The sequence below is a fragment of the Nonomuraea sp. NPDC048901 genome, assembly GCF_040649695.1.
GTDB lineage: Bacteria > Actinomycetota > Actinomycetes > Streptosporangiales > Streptosporangiaceae > Nonomuraea.
Genome location: NZ_JBEZFW010000002.1, coordinates 202,221 through 220,356, shown reverse-complemented (window position 1 = coordinate 220,356; position 18,136 = coordinate 202,221). Strand labels below are relative to the sequence as shown.

12 protein-coding genes are annotated in these 18,136 nt (G+C 70.4%); 5 read left to right on the top strand and 7 right to left on the bottom strand.

Features of this window, described 5'->3' with window-relative positions:
- Positions 1-4: 4 nt before the first annotated feature.
- Positions 5-3,181, bottom strand: a complete 3,177-nt coding sequence (locus AB0C30_RS06100; protein ID WP_357940146.1) for a PDZ domain-containing protein — start codon at positions 3,179-3,181, stop codon at positions 5-7.
- 128 nt (positions 3,182-3,309) lie between these two features.
- Between AB0C30_RS06100 and AB0C30_RS06095 the strand changes: the two genes are divergently transcribed.
- Positions 3,310-3,729, top strand: coding sequence for a hypothetical protein (locus tag AB0C30_RS06095; RefSeq protein WP_357940144.1), 420 nt, complete (start codon positions 3,310-3,312; stop codon positions 3,727-3,729).
- 50 nt (positions 3,730-3,779) lie between these two features.
- Positions 3,780-4,745 (top strand): TIGR03557 family F420-dependent LLM class oxidoreductase, encoded by a 966-nt coding sequence (locus tag AB0C30_RS06090; protein ID WP_357940142.1) that lies wholly within the window; start codon positions 3,780-3,782, stop codon positions 4,743-4,745.
- A gap of 7 nt (positions 4,746-4,752) precedes the next feature.
- Here AB0C30_RS06090 and leuS read toward each other — a convergent pair whose 3' ends face one another.
- A complete protein-coding gene (leuS, locus tag AB0C30_RS06085; RefSeq protein ID WP_357940140.1) occupies positions 4,753-7,233 on the bottom strand; it encodes a leucine--tRNA ligase in 2,481 nt (826 codons plus the stop codon).
- A 920-nt stretch (positions 7,234-8,153) separates the two neighbouring features.
- Here leuS and AB0C30_RS06080 point away from each other — a divergent pair.
- Positions 8,154-9,554 carry a hypothetical protein gene (locus tag AB0C30_RS06080; protein ID WP_357940138.1) on the top strand — a complete coding sequence of 467 codons (1,401 nt, stop codon included), beginning with the start codon at positions 8,154-8,156 and terminating at the stop codon, positions 9,552-9,554.
- A 44-nt stretch (positions 9,555-9,598) separates the two neighbouring features.
- Here AB0C30_RS06080 and AB0C30_RS06075 read toward each other — a convergent pair whose 3' ends face one another.
- Positions 9,599-10,840 (bottom strand): cytochrome P450, encoded by a 1,242-nt coding sequence (locus AB0C30_RS06075; RefSeq protein WP_357940136.1) that lies wholly within the window; start codon positions 10,838-10,840, stop codon positions 9,599-9,601.
- A gap of 241 nt (positions 10,841-11,081) precedes the next feature.
- Here AB0C30_RS06075 and AB0C30_RS06070 point away from each other — a divergent pair, with 241 nt between their 5' ends.
- On the top strand, positions 11,082-12,179 hold the full coding sequence (locus AB0C30_RS06070) for a methyltransferase domain-containing protein (RefSeq protein ID WP_357940134.1): 1,098 nt from the start codon (positions 11,082-11,084) through the stop codon (positions 12,177-12,179).
- Positions 12,180-12,232: 53 nt separating this feature from the next.
- Here AB0C30_RS06070 and AB0C30_RS06065 read toward each other — a convergent pair whose 3' ends face one another.
- A complete protein-coding gene (locus AB0C30_RS06065; protein ID WP_357940131.1) occupies positions 12,233-13,066 on the bottom strand; it encodes an alpha/beta hydrolase in 834 nt (277 codons plus the stop codon).
- A 113-nt stretch (positions 13,067-13,179) separates the two neighbouring features.
- Complete coding sequence (locus tag AB0C30_RS06060; RefSeq protein ID WP_357940129.1) at positions 13,180-13,866, bottom strand: TetR/AcrR family transcriptional regulator; 687 nt, start codon at positions 13,864-13,866, stop codon at positions 13,180-13,182.
- Between the two features lie 35 nt (positions 13,867-13,901).
- On the opposite strand from AB0C30_RS06060, the gene AB0C30_RS06055 reads away from it, so the two are divergent.
- On the top strand, positions 13,902-15,317 hold the full coding sequence (locus AB0C30_RS06055; protein WP_357940127.1) for an FAD-dependent monooxygenase: 1,416 nt from the start codon (positions 13,902-13,904) through the stop codon (positions 15,315-15,317).
- Here AB0C30_RS06055 and AB0C30_RS06050 read toward each other — a convergent pair.
- Both AB0C30_RS06050 and AB0C30_RS06045 read right to left on the bottom strand, forming a co-directional pair.
- A complete protein-coding gene (locus AB0C30_RS06050) occupies positions 15,292-16,545 on the bottom strand; it encodes a cytochrome P450 (RefSeq protein ID WP_357940125.1) in 1,254 nt (417 codons plus the stop codon). The two genes, AB0C30_RS06055 and AB0C30_RS06050, sit on opposite strands and share 26 nt — an antisense overlap.
- A 33-nt stretch (positions 16,546-16,578) precedes the next feature.
- A complete protein-coding gene (locus AB0C30_RS06045) occupies positions 16,579-18,123 on the bottom strand; it encodes a GMC family oxidoreductase N-terminal domain-containing protein (protein WP_357940123.1) in 1,545 nt (514 codons plus the stop codon).
- Positions 18,124-18,136: the final 13 nt, after the last annotated feature.

The following is an 18,136-nucleotide window of genomic DNA, read 5'->3' as shown; positions in this document are numbered from 1 at the left end:
CTCGTCATGTCGCGAGAGGCGGCAGGTCCGGAGGGGTGGCCGCCGGGTGCTCGGCCAGGGCGGCGAGCGCGAGTTCGACCGCCTTCTCCAACTGCGGATCGCGCCCCGCCACCCGGTCCTGCGGCGTGATGACCACCTCGATGTCGGGGTCGACGCCGTAGTTCTCCACGCCCCAGCCCGGCCCGGCCAGCCAGAACGAGTAGCGGGGCTGGGTCACCACCGTCCCGTCCACCAGCGAGTAGCGCGAGTCGATGCCGATCACCCCGCCCCACGTCCGGGTGCCTACCAGCGGACCGATCTTCCGGTTCTTGATGCCCGCGCTGACGATGTCGCCGTCCGAGCCCGCGAACTCGTCGGTGACGGCCACGATCGGGCCGCGCGGCGAGTCCTCGGGGTAGCGCATCGGCTCGTAGCCGCGGGCGTGGTTCCAGCCGGTGACCCGGCGCGACAGCTTCTCCAGCACGAGCTCGGAGGTGTGCCCGCCGCCGTTCTCACGGACATCCACGACCAGCCCCTCGCGGGCCATCTCCGTACGCAGGTCGCGATGGAACTGCGCCCACCCCGAGGCCACCATGTCGGGCACGTGCAGGTAGCCGAGCCGCCCGTCCGACGCCTGCCGGACGTAGGCCCGGCGGCCCTCCACCCAGTCGTGGTAGCGCAGCTGCGTCTCGTCCGAGATCGGGGTGACCACCACCCGGCGGGTCTCGCCGCCCGACGCCGGTCGTACGGTCAGCTCAATGGGCTGGCCGGCCGTGCCGGACAGAGAGGCGAGCGGGCCGCGTACGGGATCGACGGGTCGTCCGCCCACCGCCACGATCGCGTCGCCCGCGCGCACGGCGACGCCCGGCGCGAGCAGCGGCGAGCGCGCGTCGTGGTCGGACGACTCACCGGGCAGGATCCGTTCGACCCGCCAGACGCCTTCCGCGTCGCGGACGATGTCGGCGCCGAGCAGGCCCTGGCGCCGCCGCGAGTCGTAGCCCCCGCCGACGGGCCGGGCGTAGGCGTGCGAGGTGCCCAGCTCGCCCTGTACCTCCCAGAGCAGGTCGATGAGCTCGGAGTAGGCGCCGATCCGGTCGACCAGCGGCGCGTAGCGGTCGAGGGCGCCCTGCCAGTCGACGCCGTTCATGTCCGCGCGCCAGAAGTGGTCGCGCATCAACCGGCCGGCCTCGGCAAAGCCCTGCCGCCACTCGGCGGCCGGGTCGATCTGGACCGTGATCCGGTCGAGGTCGATGGTGACGACCTCGTCGCCCTCGCCGCTGGTGCGGGTCTGCAGGCCGTTCTTGCCGTTGAGGACGAGCCTGCTGCCGTCGCCGCTCACCTCGAAGGCGCGCGTCTCCCTGCCGAGCTCGGCCTTGGCGCGCTTCTTGAGGTCGTAGCGTTCGAGGACGGTCTCGCCGGTCGGCTCGGTGCCGTCGCCGAGCAGCCCGGCCGTCGGGTGGCGCAGCCAGAGCAGCGCGTCCTTGGCGGTGCGCAGGTTGCGGTAGTGCGCGGCGGGCACGGGCACCGGCACCACGCGCGAGGCCAACCCCTCGACGTCCACCTCGGTACGCGGCGGCTCGGCGTCCTTCTTGTCCGAGTTCTTCTTCTCATCCGAAGCAGCGGACGAGGCGGGCTTGTCGTCCTCGCCGTTGAACCCGCGCCCCTGCAGGCTCGGGTCGAACGGCGAGGGCGTCGTCGCCTGCAACGGCACCAGGTACGGCCGGCAGCCCGCCGGGAACGACAGGTCGAACACGTGCGCGTCGTAGATCGGGTCGAAGGTCCGTACCGACAGGAACGCCAGATGCTTTCCGTCCCTGGTGAAGACCGGGTCGAAGTCGACGAACCGCAGCGGCGTCACGTCGATGACGGAGGTCCCGTCGAGGCGGCCCATCCTGATCTGCGACAGCCGCTCGTCATGCGGATGCACCCACGCCAGCCAGGACGAGTCGGGCGAGAACGTCAGCCCGCTGATGTCCCCCTGCGTCGTGCGATCCAGCTCCCGGATATTTCCGGATTCGAGGTCGATGACCAGCAGTCGCCCGTCGTGCGTGGCCACGGCCGCGTGCTTGCCGTTGGGCGCGGCGGCCAGCTGGAGCACCCGGCCGAGCTCGCCCGCGGCCAGCGTACGGATCTCGCCGCCGGGCGTACCGATCTCCAGACCGTCCTCACCGGTGGCGTCCGAGACCCAGACCGCCCGGCCGTCGGCGTCGAGCGCCCGCGGCAGCCGTACCCGGACGCCCGGCTCCACCCGCAACGCGCCCGCGGGCCCGTCTCGGTGGGTCACCCAGTGGGCGGTGCCGCGGATCTCGACCGCGCTCGCCCGCCCGGTCTCGTCCGGCGAGAACCCGCCGACGCGGGCCGGCGCCGGTCGCCGCGCGCGAGCCGGGCGCGGCCCGCCGAGCTTGACCTCCAGCTTGTACGGCTCTGCGTCCAGGCTCTCCAGCAGCCAGAGGTCGCCGGCGTGGCTGTAGACCACCCGTTCCCCGTCGGTCGAGGCGTGGCGGGCGTAGAACTCGTCGTGCCCGGTGTGCTTGCGCAGGTCGGAGCCGTCAGGCAGGGCCGAGTACACGTTGCCGGTGCCGTCGATGTCGGCCAGGAACGCGATACGGTCACCCACCCACATGACCGACCAGTACTGCGCGTGGCTGTCGGCGAACAGCCGGGCGAACTCGCCGTTCCCCTCGGCGTCGACCCAGAGCTTGCCGGCCGTACCTCCCCGGTAGCGCTTCCAATGTGACGGCTCGCGGTAGACCGGCGACACGGTCGCGACCCGGTCGCCGCTGACGGCGGCCTCGCTCACCCACCCGTACGGCAGGCGCACCGCCGGGCCGCCGTCCAGCGGCACCGCGTACGCCCACGTCCTGGACCGTGAGCCCTCGCCCGTCGCGCTGACCGCGAGCACATCCCCGCCGGCGGTCCACCCGCGCGCGCCGGTCGTGGCGCTGCCCCAGTGGGTCAGCCGCTCGCCTTCGGCCCCGTCGAGCTCGGCGGCGAACACTTCGGGCGGTCCCTCCCGATGGCCGGTCCACGCTATGCGGGCGCCGTCGGGCGAGAACCTGGGGTACGACACGGGCGTACGGTCGGCGGTGAACCGCCAGGCCCGTCCGCCCGCCACGGGAGCCAGCCAGACATCGTCGTCGGCGACGAAGGTGACCAGGTCACCGTGCAGGTGTGGAAATCTCAGGTATGCGCCAGTTGTCACAGCTGCACACTAGTGCGCGTCCGGCCGCGAAGTCCGCCCTTGAAGTCTTGGTCAAGGCCGCCGCCGGGCAGCGTGTGACAGACGGCGATGGGGCAGAAGCCGTACGTGACGTCATTTCTGGAGGAAACGTGAGGATTCTCGCCCGCCCCCACCAATGGCCGCCCCGCATCGCGGCGGGAGCGTACATCCTGGACTCCGGGCTCACCCTGGCTCAGGCCGACCGCGAAGCCGCCACCGGCGTGCACGGCATGGCGGCCACGGCCTTCCCGTTCCTTCGCCGGCAGGATCCCGAGACGTTCGTGCGGCTGCTGTCGAAGTCGCAGATCGCGGTCGGATCGGCGCTGCTGCTCCCGGTGGTGCCGTCGCTGCTCGCGGGGGCGGCGCTCACCGCGTTCGCCGGCGGACTGCTCGCCTTCTACGTCAAGACCCCCGGGCTGCGCCAGGATGGCACCCTGCGCCCCTCCCAAGAGGGGGTCTCCGTCGCCAAGGACGTCTGGCTGATGGGCATCGGGCTGGGCCTGGTGGTGGAGGAACTGACCCAACGTTGATCTCCGGCGCCTGGTAACTAACGTGTGCAAGCCCGGGTAGTCGGCACACCATGGCAGAAATCGGCTACACCTTGATGTGCGAGCAGACTCCGGCCCGGCAACTGGTGGACGACGCGGCCACCGCCGAACGGACCGGATTCGACTACGCGGTCATCTCCGACCACTACTTCCCATGGCTCGAGGAGCAGGGTCACGCGCCCTACGCCTGGTCGGTCCTGGGCGCGGCGGCGAACGCCACCGAGCGATTGCCCCTCATGACGTACGTGACGTGCCCGCTGATGCGCTACCACCCGGCCGTGGTCGCGCAGAAGGCGGCCACGATGGGCGTGCTCAGCCAGGGCCGGTTCACGCTGGGGCTGGGCTCCGGCGAGAACCTGAACGAGCACGTGATCGGCGAGGGCTGGCCACCGGTCAACACCCGGCACCGGATGCTGCGCGAGGCCGTCCAGATCATCAAGAAGCTGTTCTCCGGCGAGTACGTCACCTACCAGGGCGAGTTCTACGACGTGGACTCGGCCAAGCTCTATGACCTGCCCGAGCGCCGGATCCCGATCGGGGTCGCCGCCTCCGGTGGGCAGTCGGCGGACCTGGCCGCCGAGTTCGGCGACCTGCTGATCGTCAACGAGCCGATGCCGGAGGTGGTGGAGCAGTTCAACGCGCTCGGCGGGTCGGGCAAGCCGGTGTACGGCCAGCTGGCCATCTCCTACGACACCGACGCCGAGGCGGCCAAGGAGCGGGCCCACGAGCTGTGGCGCTGGTCGGCGGCCGGGTGGAAGGTCATGGCCGAGCTGCCGGGGCCGGTCAACTTCGGCGCCTACGCCGACTACGTACGGCCCGAGGACGTCGCCGGCAGCGTGCCGTGCGGCAACGACGTGGACGCGGTGGTCGAGGCGGTCCGGAAGTACACCGACGCCGGGTTCACGCACGTCGCGCTCGTCCAGATCGGCCACGACCAGCAGCAGCCCTTCTTCGGCTGGGCCGAGAAGGAGCTGCTGCCCGCGCTGCGCCGCCTCTAAGTCGGCGTCAGGGGACGATGTTGACCAGCTTCGGCGCCCGCACGATCACCTTGCGCGGCTCGCCCGTCAGGTAGGAGCGGACCTTCTCCGAGCCCAGGGCCAGCGCCTTCAGGTCGGCCTCCGAGATGTCGGGCGACACCTCCAGGCGCTCGCGCACCTTGCCGGCCACCTGGACGACGCAGGTCACCGACTCCTGCACCAGCAGCGCCGGGTCGGCGGTGGGCCAGCCGGCCCGGCCGACGCCGCCCTTGTGGCCCAGGCGCTCCCAGCCCTCCTCGGCGGTGTAGGGCGCCACCAGCGACAGCATGATCGCCAGGGTCTCGGCCGCCTCGCGGACCGCGGGGTCGGCGGCGCCGGGACCGGAGTCGATGGCCTTGCGGGCCGCCGAGGTCAGCTCCATCATGCGCGCGATCGCGACGTTGAAGCGCTGGGACTCCACCAGCCGGGTGACCTCGTCGATGGCGTGGTGGGTGGCCTTGCGCAGTTCGACGTCGCCGCCCTCGAACGACACGCCGGGCTCGGCGGCCACCTCGTCCATCACACGGAAGGCACGGGCCAGGAACTTCTGCGACGCGGCCGGCGACATGTCGGCCCAGTCGATGTCCTCCTCGGGCGGACCGGCGAACACCATGGTCAGGCGGACCGCGTCGACTCCGAAGTCGTCGATCTGCTTGCCCAGGTCCACGCCGTTGCCCAGGGACTTGGACATGGCCTTGCCGCCGTTGATCACCTGGCCCTGGTTGAGCATGCGCAGGAACGGCTCGGTGAAGTCCAGCATGCCCATGTCGTGCAGGACCTTGGTGAAGAAGCGCGAGTAGAGCAGGTGCAGCACCGCGTGCTCGATGCCGCCGACGTACTGGTCGATCGGGCCCCACTTGCGGACCGCCTCGACGTCGAACGGGCCGTCGGTGTAGCCGGGCGAGGTGTAGCGCAGGAAATACCAGGACGAGTCGACGAAGGTGTCCATGGTGTCGGTGTCCCGCTGAGCGGGACCACCGCACTTGGGGCACTCGACGTTGACCCAGTCGGTGGCACTGGCCAGCGGGGACACGCCCTTCGGCGCCAGGGCCTCGCCGCGCAGGTCGGGCAGCGTGATCGGCAGCTGGTCGTCGGGGACGGGCACCTCGCCGCAGTCGACGCAGTGGATGATCGGGATCGGCGTGCCCCAGTAGCGCTGGCGGGACAGCAGCCAGTCGCGCAGCCGGAAGTTGATCGCGCCCGTGCCCTTGCCCTGGGTCTCCAGCACTTCGATGATCTTGGAGATGGCCTCGGTCTTGGACAGCCCGTCCAGCGGGCCGGAGTTGACCAGCTTGCCCTCGCCCGGCGTGGCCTCGCCGGTCTCGCCGGGGTCGGCCAGGCCGGTGTGCACGACGACCTTCACCGGCAGCCCGAACTTCACCGCGAAGTCCAGGTCGCGCTGGTCGTGGGCGGGCACGGCCATGATGGCGCCGTGGCCGTAGTCGGACAACACGTAGTCGGCCGCCCAGACCTGGATGCGCTCGCCGTTGACCGGGTTGATCGCGTAGCGGCCCAGGAAGACGCCGGTCTTGTCCTTGTCGGTGGACAGCCGCTCGATGTCGCTCAGCTTGGCCGACTCGGCCCGGTATGCCTCGAAGGCCGCGCGCTGCTCGTCCGTGACGATCTCGTCGGCCAGCGGCGCGTCCACGGCCACCACGAAGAACGTGGCGCCGAACAACGTGTCGGGCCGCGTGGTGTAGACGTGGACCGGCTCCTCGCGGCCCTCGATCTCGAACAGCACGTCGGCGCCCTCGGACCGGCCGATCCAGTTGCGCTGCATGGTCAGCAGCCGCTCCGGCCAGCCGTCCAGCTGCTGCATGTCGTCCAGCAGCCGCTGCGCGTAGTCAGTGATCTTGAAGTACCACTGCGTCAGCTCGCGGCGGATCACATCGGCGCCGCAGCGCTCGCACTTGCCCGCCACGACCTGCTCGTTGGCCAGCACGGTCTGGTCCTGGGGGCACCAGTTGACCAGGCCGCCCTTGCGATAGGCCAGGCCGCGCTCGAAGAAGCGGATGAACAGCCACTGGTTCCAGCGGTAGTAGTCGGGGTCGCTGGTGTGCAGGCGGCGCGACCAGTCGAAGGAGATGCCGTAGCGCTTGAACGAATTGGCCTGCGTCTCGATGTTGGCGTAGGTCCACTCGGCGGGGTGTGCGTTCCGCTTGATGGCGGCGTTCTCGGCCGGCAGGCCGAAGGAGTCCCAGCCGATCGGGTGGAGGACGTTGTAGCCCTTCTGGAACCAGTAGCGCGCGACCACGTCGGCGATCGCGAACACCTCGGCATGGCCCATGTGGAGGTCACCGGAAGGATAGGGGAACATGTCCAGCATGTAGCGCCGCTCACGCGTGTCGGCGGCGTCATCGCTGGCCCGGAACGGGTCCTGCTCCTCCCATCGCTGCTGCCACTTGGCCTGCAGCGCCTGCGGGTTGTACTCACTCACGGCGGTTGTCCTTTTGGATTGACTCGGACCCATAAGAAAACCCCTCGTGCGCATGACGAGGGGCAGCCGCGACGGCGAGCTGATCAGAGCCGTCGCGGCCCGCTAAGAAGCAGGGTCGCGGAACGCATAGGTCAAGCCTAGCGCACGTCTTCGGCTGAATGCGGGTCGTCGAGTCGGGTCAGTAGGCACAATGGACTCTTCAGGTCTGGTGAGATCTGATGGTGATGTATCCGTTGTGACCTCTAATGTCCCATTAGAATACTCTCGTCGCCGTGGTGTACCCAGTAGAGCCAGAACGTCCAGATGGTGGCCTGCCCATGCAGGACCCACCGACGGATCCGCACGGCTTCGCGCGTTTTACTGCGGAACCCCTGGTCTCGCGTGAGATCATGCCGGATGCGTCAAATCCGGACATAACCTCGGGAGGTACGGCAGCAATGGCAACGGAGAATTCCGGAGCACCCCATCTGCCACCGTCCTGGCCCGAGGCGCCTAAGCCGGAGGTGCCGACATCCTGGCCCGAGGCGCCCCGGCAGGACGCGGCATGGCCTGACTCTTCACGGGGCGGTGCCGCCCAGTCGTCATGGCCGGACTCGTCGCAGTCCTCGCCGTCGTGGCCCGATCCATCGCAATCCTCACCCTCGTGGCCGGACCCCGCGCAGTCCTCGCCGTCCTGGCCCGATCCCGCGCAGTCCTCGCCGTCCTGGCCGGACCCATCACAGTCCTCGCCATCTTGGCCGGACCCGGCGCAATCCTCGCCGTCCTGGCCGGACCCATCACAGTCCTCGCCTTCGTGGCCCGATCCCTCGCGGCAGGGCTCTGCGCCCTCGCAGGGGTCGCAGCAGTCCTGGCCGGACTCCGGGCCCGCCTGGTCGGAGGCTCCGCCGTCCTCGGACGCGTGGTCGAACCTCGGCCAGCCCGACGCCCGGCCTCAGTCGCGTCCGGGTGACCCGATGGAGCGCACGGCCGCCTATGGCCAGAACTCTCCGGACAATCAGCCCACGGCGTACCACCAGTTCCCGAATCCGCTCGGCGAGCTGGCGTACCCGCCCGCGGACGACCGAGGCGCGCCGCGGTCCGGCTCCCCGCGGTCCGGCTCCCCGCTGGACGGCCCTCGGTCCGGCTCGCCGCTGGACGGTCCGCAGGGCGGCTCTCCGCTGGACGGCCCGCGAAACGTCACTCCGCTGGACAGCCGGCGCCGTGGCACTCCCCTCGACGAGCGTGCGGTGCCGCGTTCCGCGCCCTCCCCCGACGACCGCCTGGTCGCGTACGGCCAGGCGCCGGTCGGCCAAGCACCGCCCGGCCAGCCGCCGATCGGCCACGGGCCAGGTGGGCACGGTCCGGGTGGGCACGGACCAGGTGGGCACGGTCCGGGTGGGCACGGACCAGGTGGCCACGGTCCGGGCGGCCAGCCCCCGGGCGGGCAGCCGCCGACCGGCGAGGACCAGCAAGGCGAGCAGGGCAGGCCGGGCGCCAACCTGAGCCGCGACCCGTCCGACCCGGACCACAGGTTCGTGACGGCCGGTCAGATCAGCGGCTCCCGCACCCCGCCGCCCGAGCGCCAGCAGGAGCTCTGGAACACCGTCTTCGGCGACGACTACCAGGCGATGGGTGAGCCAGAGTCGCTGGACAACCCCGGCAAGCCCCTCTGGATCTACGCCCTGGCGGGCTCGGTGGCCATCGCCCTGGTCGGCGCCGTCCTCTGGGCGTTCCTGGCCGGACCGCTGGCCAGCAACACGCCGTCCGCCACCAACACCGCGGCCGCCAAGCCGAGCACGTCGGCCAGCACCGCCCCCACCAAGACGGCGAGCTCGATCCCCCGTCTGCCGCGGTGGTCCGGCAAGGCCGCCCCCGTGACGGGCATAGTCGCCAACCCCTCGGCCGGCATCACGATCCCGCGCCTCGGCGGCACCTGGCAGCAGGACCAGCGCGCCACCGTCAAGTCCACGTACGGCTTCGACACCCGCCAGTACGTGATCACGGGCACCAACAGCTCCGCCCAGATCCTCACCGGCCCGCTCCCGGCCAAGCTGGCGTCCTCGTTCACCAGCGAGGACGACCTGGAGCCGGTGATCAAGCAGGTGGTGCTGAACGCCCGCAAGCGCTTCTTCCCCGAGGGCAACACGGTCAAGAAGATCGCCCAGCAGCCGATCAAGGTCGGGCAGTCCTCGGGCCGGGTCATCGCCTACGCGCTGACCTCGGGCACCGAGAAGGCCACGATCGTCACGGCCGCCATCAACACCGGCAAGGACGTACCGGCGATCGTCTACATGTCGATCCCGTCGACCAGCAAGCAGCTTCTGCCGGACGTCAACACGGTCATCAAGCAGATCAAGGTCACCCCCACCTCCTGACCCTGTCCCCGGCCCCCGGCATCCCGGGGGCCGGGCAGGCGGCTCTAGAAGGTGCACTCCAGGTGCTTGATGCCGTTGATGAAGCTGGAGTGCAGTCGGTCCGGCTTGCCCGCCTGGATGCCGGGCACCCGGCGGAGCAGCTCCCGGTACATCACCGTGATCTCCCGCCGGGCCAGGTGCGCCCCCAGGCAGAAGTGCGGCCCCGGTCCGCCGAACCCCACGTGCGGGTTGGGTGAGCGGGTGATGTCGAACCGCTCCGGCTCCTCGAAGACGGCCTCGTCACGGTTGGCCGCCCAGTAGTACAGGACCGCCTTGTCGCCCTTCCGGTACAGGTGGCCGTTCATCTCGTAGTCCCTGGTCACCTTGCGGCGCATGAAGTTCACCGGTGAGGCCATCCGGACGATCTCCTCCACGGCTCCGGCCGCCCGGCCCTGGACGTCCTCCAGCCACAGCGCCCGCTGGTCGGGGTTGTTGGTGAGCAGGCGCAGGCCGTACGAGATGGCGTTGCGGGTGGTCTCGTTGCCCGCCACCACCAGCAGGATGAAGAACGACCCGAGCTCCTGCGAGGTCAGCCGCTCGCCGTCGATGTTGGCGTTGACGAGGGAGGACGTCAGGTCGTTCGTGGGCTGGTCGATGCGGTAGGCGGCCAGGTCCTGGACGAGCTGCTGCAGCTCCATCCCGGCGTTGAGCAGGAGCGGGACCACCTGGGTGACGTCGTCGCCGGTGTATTCGGGGTCGAAGCCGCCCAGGATGACGTTCGAGCGCTCGAAGACGAACTGGTAGTCGCGCTCGGGGATGCCCATCATGTCGCAGATGATCTTCAAGGGCAGGCGGGCGGCGACCTCGGTGACGAAGTCGCAGCCGGAGCCCGTGACCAGCAGGTCGTCCACGATCTTGGCGGCCGCGGTGTCCACGTCCGCCTCGAACTGCTTGATCATCTTGGGGGTGAAGGCCCGGGAGACGATCCGGCGCAGGCGCGCGTGCCGCGGGTCGTCCATGTTGATCATCGAGCCGAAGTATTCGGCGAACTCGGCGGGCATGTCGAGGATGTTCGTGGCCCCGCCGTCGCCCGAGGAGAAGACCTCGGGAGTGCGGCTGGCCTCCAGGATGTCGGCATGCTTGACCAGCGCGTAGTAGCCGGGCCCCTGCGGGGCGAAGTCGACCACGGGCTCGGCGAAGAAGGCCGGCGTATCTCGCTCCCGCAGCCGGTCGAAGGCGGCCCTCCGCTCCGCCATCGGCTTGGCCCAGAAGTCACGGTCCGACAGGTCGAAGTCAAGCACGTCCATGAACACCATCATTCGGATAGCGGCCCATTCACGTCAACGCGATCGAAGTACACCGTACGTCTCCGTGGCCGGGCGCGCGCGGAAAATCGGTGGCCTCTGGAGGCGGGTGATCTATAGCGTGGGCGCATGCAGTTCTTCTTCTTCCTGCGTTAGCGACCCGCCGGCGCGCCGTGGATGACCCACCGCCGGTGATGCGGGACGGCCGGCCGCCGTCCCGGGTCGCGACGTGGGAGAAGGACACGTGCATACGCTTGCCGTGGCCAGGGCGGTGCGTGGCATCGAGCCCCTGGTGGCCGCGGAGATCCGACGTGCCGGGCTTGGGGTGGTGCGCGGGGTGCGCCACCGTGAGGTGTGGTTCGAGACGGCCGATCCCGGGCCGGAGCTGCTGGGGTTGCGGACGGCCGACGACGTGCTGCTGGTGGCGGCCGTCGTGGAGGGGATCGGGCGCGACAGGGAGGCGCTGGGACGCCTGGCGCGGGCGGCTCGCGAACTCGACGCCGAAAGCCTGACGAAACTCGCCCACCAGACAGGCGGGCGGGGCGGCGGTGGGGTGGAGGTGTCGGCATCGTTCGTCGGGCGGCGGAACTACAACCGGTTCGACATCGAGGACGCCGTCGGTGCCGAGCTCGCCCGGCCGCTGGGCATGCCGTACCACTCGCGCCGCGACGGACGTGTGCCGCCCGAGGGCTCGACGGCGTGGCGGGTCACGGTGGAGGACGGGCAGGCGGTCATCGCCCTGCGGGTGCCCGCCAGACCGCTGCACCGCAGGCCGTACAAGACGGAGTCGATCCCGGGCACGCTGCACCCGCCGGTGGCCGCCGCCATGGCCGGGCTGGCGCGGCTCGAGCGCGCCGGCACGGTGCTCGACCCCTGTTGTGGCGCCGGCACCACGCTCATCGAGGCCCGCGCGCTCGCGCCGCACGCACGGCTGATCGGCTTCGACCACGACCCGCACGCCGTCCACGTCGCCGCCGCCAACGCCACCCGCGCCTTCACCTCAGCCCACGCGGGCCGGAGCCCCGTGACGGACGCCATCGCCTGGGGGGTGGCCGATGCGGGGCGGATTCCCCTGCCGGACGGCAGCGTGGACCGGGTGCTGGTGAATCCGCCCTGGGACCGTCAGGTCGCCCCGAGCGGGCGGCTCCGCCGGGACCCCGGCCGCCTGTGGCGGGAGATCCACCGCGTCCTGGCCGTGGGCGGCACCGTGGTGGCGCTCGTTCCGGAGCCGTGGCAGCCGCCCGGATTCGGGGTGGACAGGGTGATTCGTCTCACCCTGTCAGGCCGCCATCCGGTCGTGGCGGTCCTGAGGAGGTCAGCCGGTCGAGGACGAGCCAGTTGACCCCCGCCCTCAGGACGTCAGCCAGTCGAGGACGAGCCCGTGGGCCGCCGCCCTCAGGAGGCCAGCCAGTCGAGGATGAGCCGGTTGACCTCCGCCGGCTTTTCGAGGTGGAGGAAGTGTCCCGCGCCGGCCACCTGCTCGGTCCGCGATCCGGCCGGCAGGTGGCTCAGCGCGTCCTTGGCCAGGTCGGCCGAGAGGCAGCCGTCCTGGGTCCCGTGCAGGTAGAGGATCGGTCCGGTGGTGGCGGGCTCCGGTGCCGGGTAGCGGCCGGTGGGCGGGGTGGTGCCGAGCATCGCCCGGTAGTAGCCGATGGCCGCCGCCAGGTTCGCCGGTGCGCCGATGCTCTGCCGGACGAACTCCAGGTCCTGCTCGGCGTCGTAGCCGGGCGACCAGTCGCGCCAGATGCCCTCGAGGAAGCCGGGGGCGGCGGCGGCCGTCTCGGCCAGGGCGGTCTGGAAGAGGAAGACGTAGAACGAGCGCTTGAGCTGCTCGTAGTCCAGGAATCCGGTCGCCAGGGCGGCGGCCGGCGGCACGGCCATGGCCACGGATCTGCGGAAGCGGTCGGCGGTCGCGTAGACGGGGAACGCGCCCCAGTCGTGACCGATGAGCACCGCGGCGGAGTCGCCGCCGAGCTCCTCGTGCAGCGCCCGTACGTCGGCGACGAGCGCGCCGGCCTCGTAGGCGCCGTCGGCGGGGATCTCGGTCGGCGCGTAGCCGCGCAGGAACGGCGCGACCGCGCGGTAGCCACGCTCGGCCAGCGCCGGGAGCAGGTGACGCCAGGTGTGGGCCGTGTCAGGGAAGCCGTGCAGGCACAGGGCCAGCGGCCCCTCCCCTACGGCCAGATACGCGAACTCCACCCCGTTGGCGTGGACGGTTCTGATCTCCATGACTGCGAAACCTAGCAGTCGGCTCTCCGCTGGAGTAGCACTCCGGAATCAGCCGCCCTCCTCGACCCCCGCAGCAGGCAGCGCGGTCCGAACGCGAACTGATCGGGTCGTGATCACTTTGCCGTCTGCTGAGCGGCCGCGATCCCGGTGAGGATGCGGTGCAAGCCGTACGAGAACTGTTCGGCCGGGCTCAGGTCGGCGGACTCGGTCATGCGCGAGACCCGGGGATACGCACCGCTCTCGATGACCTTGCGCATGTAGGGGGCGACGTCGGCGCGCCACTCGTCCTCGGTCTGACCGGTGCGCCGCTGAGTCTCCTTCTCGGCGAGCTCGCGCATGACCGCGCCGCGCACGTAGTCCCTGATCAGCCCGACGGCCGAGCCCGCGTCGGCGATGTCGGAAGTCAGCGGGGCGGCCGCGGTGAGGGCGTGTTCCAGGCCGCGCAACCAGTTGGGGCCGAGCGATGGCCGGGTCGCCAGCAGCGGGGCGAGCCAGGGGTGCCGCAGCCACAGCTCGCGCTCGTGGTGGGCGTACGCCTCGAGGTCGGCGCGCCAGTCTCCCGTCAGCGGCACGTGGTGGTCCTGCACCGCGTCGGCCATGAGGTCGAGCAGGTCGTCGCGGCTGTCCACGTAACGGTAGAGCGAGGTCGTACCGGTCGACAGCTCGGCGGCGACGCGGCGCATCGACAGCGCGTCGAGCCCCTCGGCGTCGGCGATGGCGACGGACGCGTCCACGATGCGCTCCACGCTCAGGGCCTGCCTTTTCGGCTGGTACGGCTCGCGCTCCCAGATAAGCGGCATGGACAGGATTCTACAGATATGGGTACAGTGTTCCCATGAATGGGCACACTGTTTCCACAGATGTTCTGATCGCCGGCGGCGGATCCGTCGGGCTGATGCTCGCGGTGCTGTTGCGCCACCACGGCGTCAAGCCCCGCGTCGTCGAGGAGAAGCCGGAGCTGTCGCACCACCCCAGGGCCAACGGCATCGGGCTGCGGTCGGTGGAGATCCTGCGCGAGGTCGGCCTGGAACAAGCGGTCAACGAGGCCGCGGTCGACCTGCGGGCGGGGAAGATCAGGGGGCGCACGCTCGCGGAGGCCGACTTCACCGAAGGCGTGGCGTGGAAGACGAGAGGCGAGGCCGAGTTCACCTACACGCCGGCCCGGATCCGCGGCACCTGCGCGCAGAACCGGTTCGACCGCGTGCTGATCACCAAGGCGGGCGACGTGGAGTTCGGCGTCGCGCTCGACTCGTTCGAGCAGGACTCCGACGGCGTCACGGCGACCCTGTCCGACGGGCGTGTCGTGCGGGCGCGCTATCTGGTGGCGGCCGACGGTGTGCGCAGCCGGGTTCGGCAGATCCTCGGCGTCGGCCTCACCGGTCCCGGTGTGCTCGGTCAGGAGACGACGAGTGTCCTGTTCCGCGCTGATCTGCGCCCGCGCAAGCCGTTCGCCATGTGCGACATCGAGCATCCGGACGCGCCCGGCCTGCTGGTGACCGTCGACGGCCAACGCGAGTGGGTCTTCCTCACCCGCCTCGGCACTGAGCCGACTCCGGAGCACATCCGCACCGCGCTCGGCGACCCGTCGATCGAGGTGGAGATCCGCAGCGTGCTGACGTTCCGGGGGCGCGGCCAGGTGGCCGATCGCCTCTCCGTCGGCCGGGTCTTCCTGGTGGGCGACGCGGCGCACGCCATCCCCCCGCTGGGCGCGTTCGGGCTGAACACCGGCATCGCCGACGCGCACAATCTGGCGTGGAAGCTCGCGCACGTGCTGCGCGGTGAGGCCGAGCCCGAGCTGCTGGAGACTTATCACGCGGAGCGCCATCCGGTGGCCCTCATGACGATGGAACAGGCGCTCCTGCGGTTCAACGATCCGTCCCTGCACTGGGGGCAGGACATGGCGGAGGCGCGCAAGGCGGCGGGGGCGATCAACGCGCCGGTGGTGCACATGGGCTATCGGTACGGCGGCGCGGAGCTCCCCTCCACCGAGGACGTCGCCCTCGACCTCGACGGGTCGCCGGGATCCCGCCTGCCGCACATGTGGGTGGCCGACGGGGTGTCCACGCTCGACCTGGTCGGATCCCAGTGGTGTGTGCTCACGGCCGATCCCGGCGTGGCGGCCGACGTTCCGGTGCATGTCGTGGACGGCTGGCCGTACGGGACGCTCCTCGTACGGCCTGACGGTTTCGTGGCCTGGCGCGGCGAGGAGGGCCTGGCCGAGGCCCTCAGAAGGTGTACTTCAGGTGCTTGATCCCGTTGATGAAGTTGGACAGCAGGAAGTCGGGCTCCCCCTCTGACCTGATGCCCGGCAGCCGGGTGAACAGCTCGCGGAACATCACCGTCATCTCCCTGCGCGCCAGGTGGGCGCCCAGGCAGAAGTGCGGGCCGGGACCGCCGAAGCCGACGTGCGGGTTCGGGTCGCGGGTGATGTCGAACGTGTCGGGGTCCTTGAACACCGTCTCGTCACGGTTGGCCGAGTTGTAGAAGAGCAGGACCTTGTCTCCCTTCTTGTAGCGCATGCCGTTCATCTCATGGTCCCGCGTGAGCGTGCGGCGGAACTGGATCACCGGCGTGGCGTAGCGCACGATCTCGTCACACGCCTTGGTGACGCGGCCGTCGAAGTCCTCCAGGAGCAGCCGCCGCTGCTCGGGGTGGTCGGTGAAGAGCTTGAGCCCGTACGCGATCGCGTTGCGGGTGGTCTCGCTGCCGGCCACCACCAGCAGGATGAAAAAGGAGCCCAGCTCCTGCGAGGTGAGCCGCTCCTCGCCGTTGACCAGCAGGCTGACCAGGTCGCCCGTGGGATTCTTGCGCCGCTCGTCGCCCAGGCGGGCGGCGAGCCGGTTCAGGGAGAAGCCGGCGTGCAGCAGTTTGGCCAGGCCGCGGGCCACGTTGACGCGGCTGAACTCGGGGTCGATGCCGGTGTACTCGGGGTCGGCGTTGCCGAGGATCACGTTGGTCCGCCGAAGCACCATGTCATGAAATGTCGCCGGAATGCCCATCATGTCGCAGATGACGCGGACCGGGAGCCGGGCGGCGATCTGCGCCACGAAGTCGCCCGGCCCCTCCTCGATCGCCTGGTCCACGATCTCGGCGGCGGCCGTGGCCAGGTCCTCCTCCATCTTGGACAGGATGCGCGGCGTGAACGCCCTGGACACGATCCGGCGCAGCCGGGCGTGCCGCGGGTCGTCCATGTTGATCATCGACCCGAAGTACACGGCCAGCCAGCGCGGCATGTCGGGCACGCTGTTGGAACACGGCTCACTGCTGAACACGGCCGCGTTCCTGCTGGCCTCGGTCACGTCCGCGTGGCGCACCAGGGCGTAGTAGCCGGGGCCGCCCTTGATGAACGGCACGGCCTGCTCCGTCAGGAACACCGGCTCGTCCAGCTGGCGCAACCGGCGGAAGGCGGCCATGCGCTCGGCCTGGGGCAGCCCCCAGAACACCAGTTGCGAGATGTCCAGGTCACTGGAGAGCGTCATGAACACCAAGCCTTCTGCAAGTAGTCACTTACGTCAAGGGCGCTTGGTGATGAGCTCGGCTCCCTTTTCGCCGATCATGATGGCCGGGGCGTGCGTGTGTCCACGGTTCAGGGTCGGCATGATCGACACGTCCACGACCCTGAGCCCGTCGAGGCCGCGTACCTTGAGCTCCGGGTCGACGACCGACTCGGCGTCGGTGCCCATGCGGCAGGTGCCGACCGGGTGGTAGAGGGTCTCGCCGCGCTCGCGTACCCACTGAGCAAGCTCGGTGTCGCTCTCGGGCCCCTGGTAGGGGGCCATCGGGCCGCCCGCGTACTTGCTCATCGCGGCGGTGGCGAAGACCTGCTTGGCCGTCTTCAGCCCGGCGACCAGCCGCTTGACGTCGGCCTCCCGGGTCAGGTAGCCGGGGTCGATCACCACCTCGCGGCCGCTCAGCCCGACCCGGCCGCGGCTCTCCGGCTGCAGCAGCACCACGCCGACGGTCAGCCCGTGGCCGGTCGGCGGCGTGAGGCCGTGGTCGATGAACGGGCCGGGCGCGAAGATCAGCTCGATGTCGGGGGCGGGCTCCTCCGGCGACGTCCTGATGAAGGCCACCGCCTCGCCCACGTTCGTGGTGAGCATGCCGGAGCGGAGCACGATGTAGCGCAGGAGGTTGCCGATCGACTCCGCCTTGGTCAGCGTGACCGGCTGCTTGGACTGCACGTACACGCCGGTCGACAGGTGGTCCTGCAGGTTCTTGCCGACCTCGGGCAGGTCCCGCACGACCGTGATGTCCTCGTCGCGCAGCTCGTCGGCCGCGCCGACCCCGGAGCGCATGAGCAGGTACGGGGAGCCGATCGCCCCCGCCGACAGGATGACCTCCCGCCTGGCCTTGATCTGCGCGCCGCCGTCGTGCTCGACGCCGACGGCCCGCGTGCCGTCGAACACCACCCGGTCCACGGTCGCGCCGGTGATCACCGTCAGGTTGGGCCGCTTCAACGCCGGGCGCAGGTACGCGTCGGCGGAGCTCCACCTCCTGCCCCGATTCTGGGTGACGGGCGTGGCGCTGTAGCCCTCGTTGGAGCGGCCGTTGAGCTCGGCCAGCCGCTGTAATCCGAGCTCGTCGCAGGCTTTGAGGAAGGCCGCGGTGGTGACGTTGGGACTACGCAGCTCGGAGATGAACAGCGGGCCGGACGAGCCGTAGACACCGCCGTTGTTGCTGCCGACGCGGTGCTCGGCCTTGATGAAGTACGGCAGGACGTCGTCGTAGGTCCAGCCCGGGATCCCCCACTGGTCGTAGTCGCGCTCGCAGCCGCGTACCCACATCTGCGCGTTGAGTGAGGACGAGCCGCCGAGCACCCTGCCCCTGGGCCAGTAGAGCTCGCGGCCGGACATCTCGCTCTGCTTGGCGGTGGTGTAGTTCCAGTCGTAGTCGGTCTTGAACAGCTTGGCGAAGCCCGCGGGCATGCGGATCTCCAGCTTGTCGTCCTTGCCGCCCGCCTCGATCAGCGCCACGGACACACCGGGATCGGCCGACAGCCTGTTGGCCAGGACACACCCCGCCGACCCGGCCCCGACGATCACGTAGTCGTACTCCATGGCCCCTCCCAGG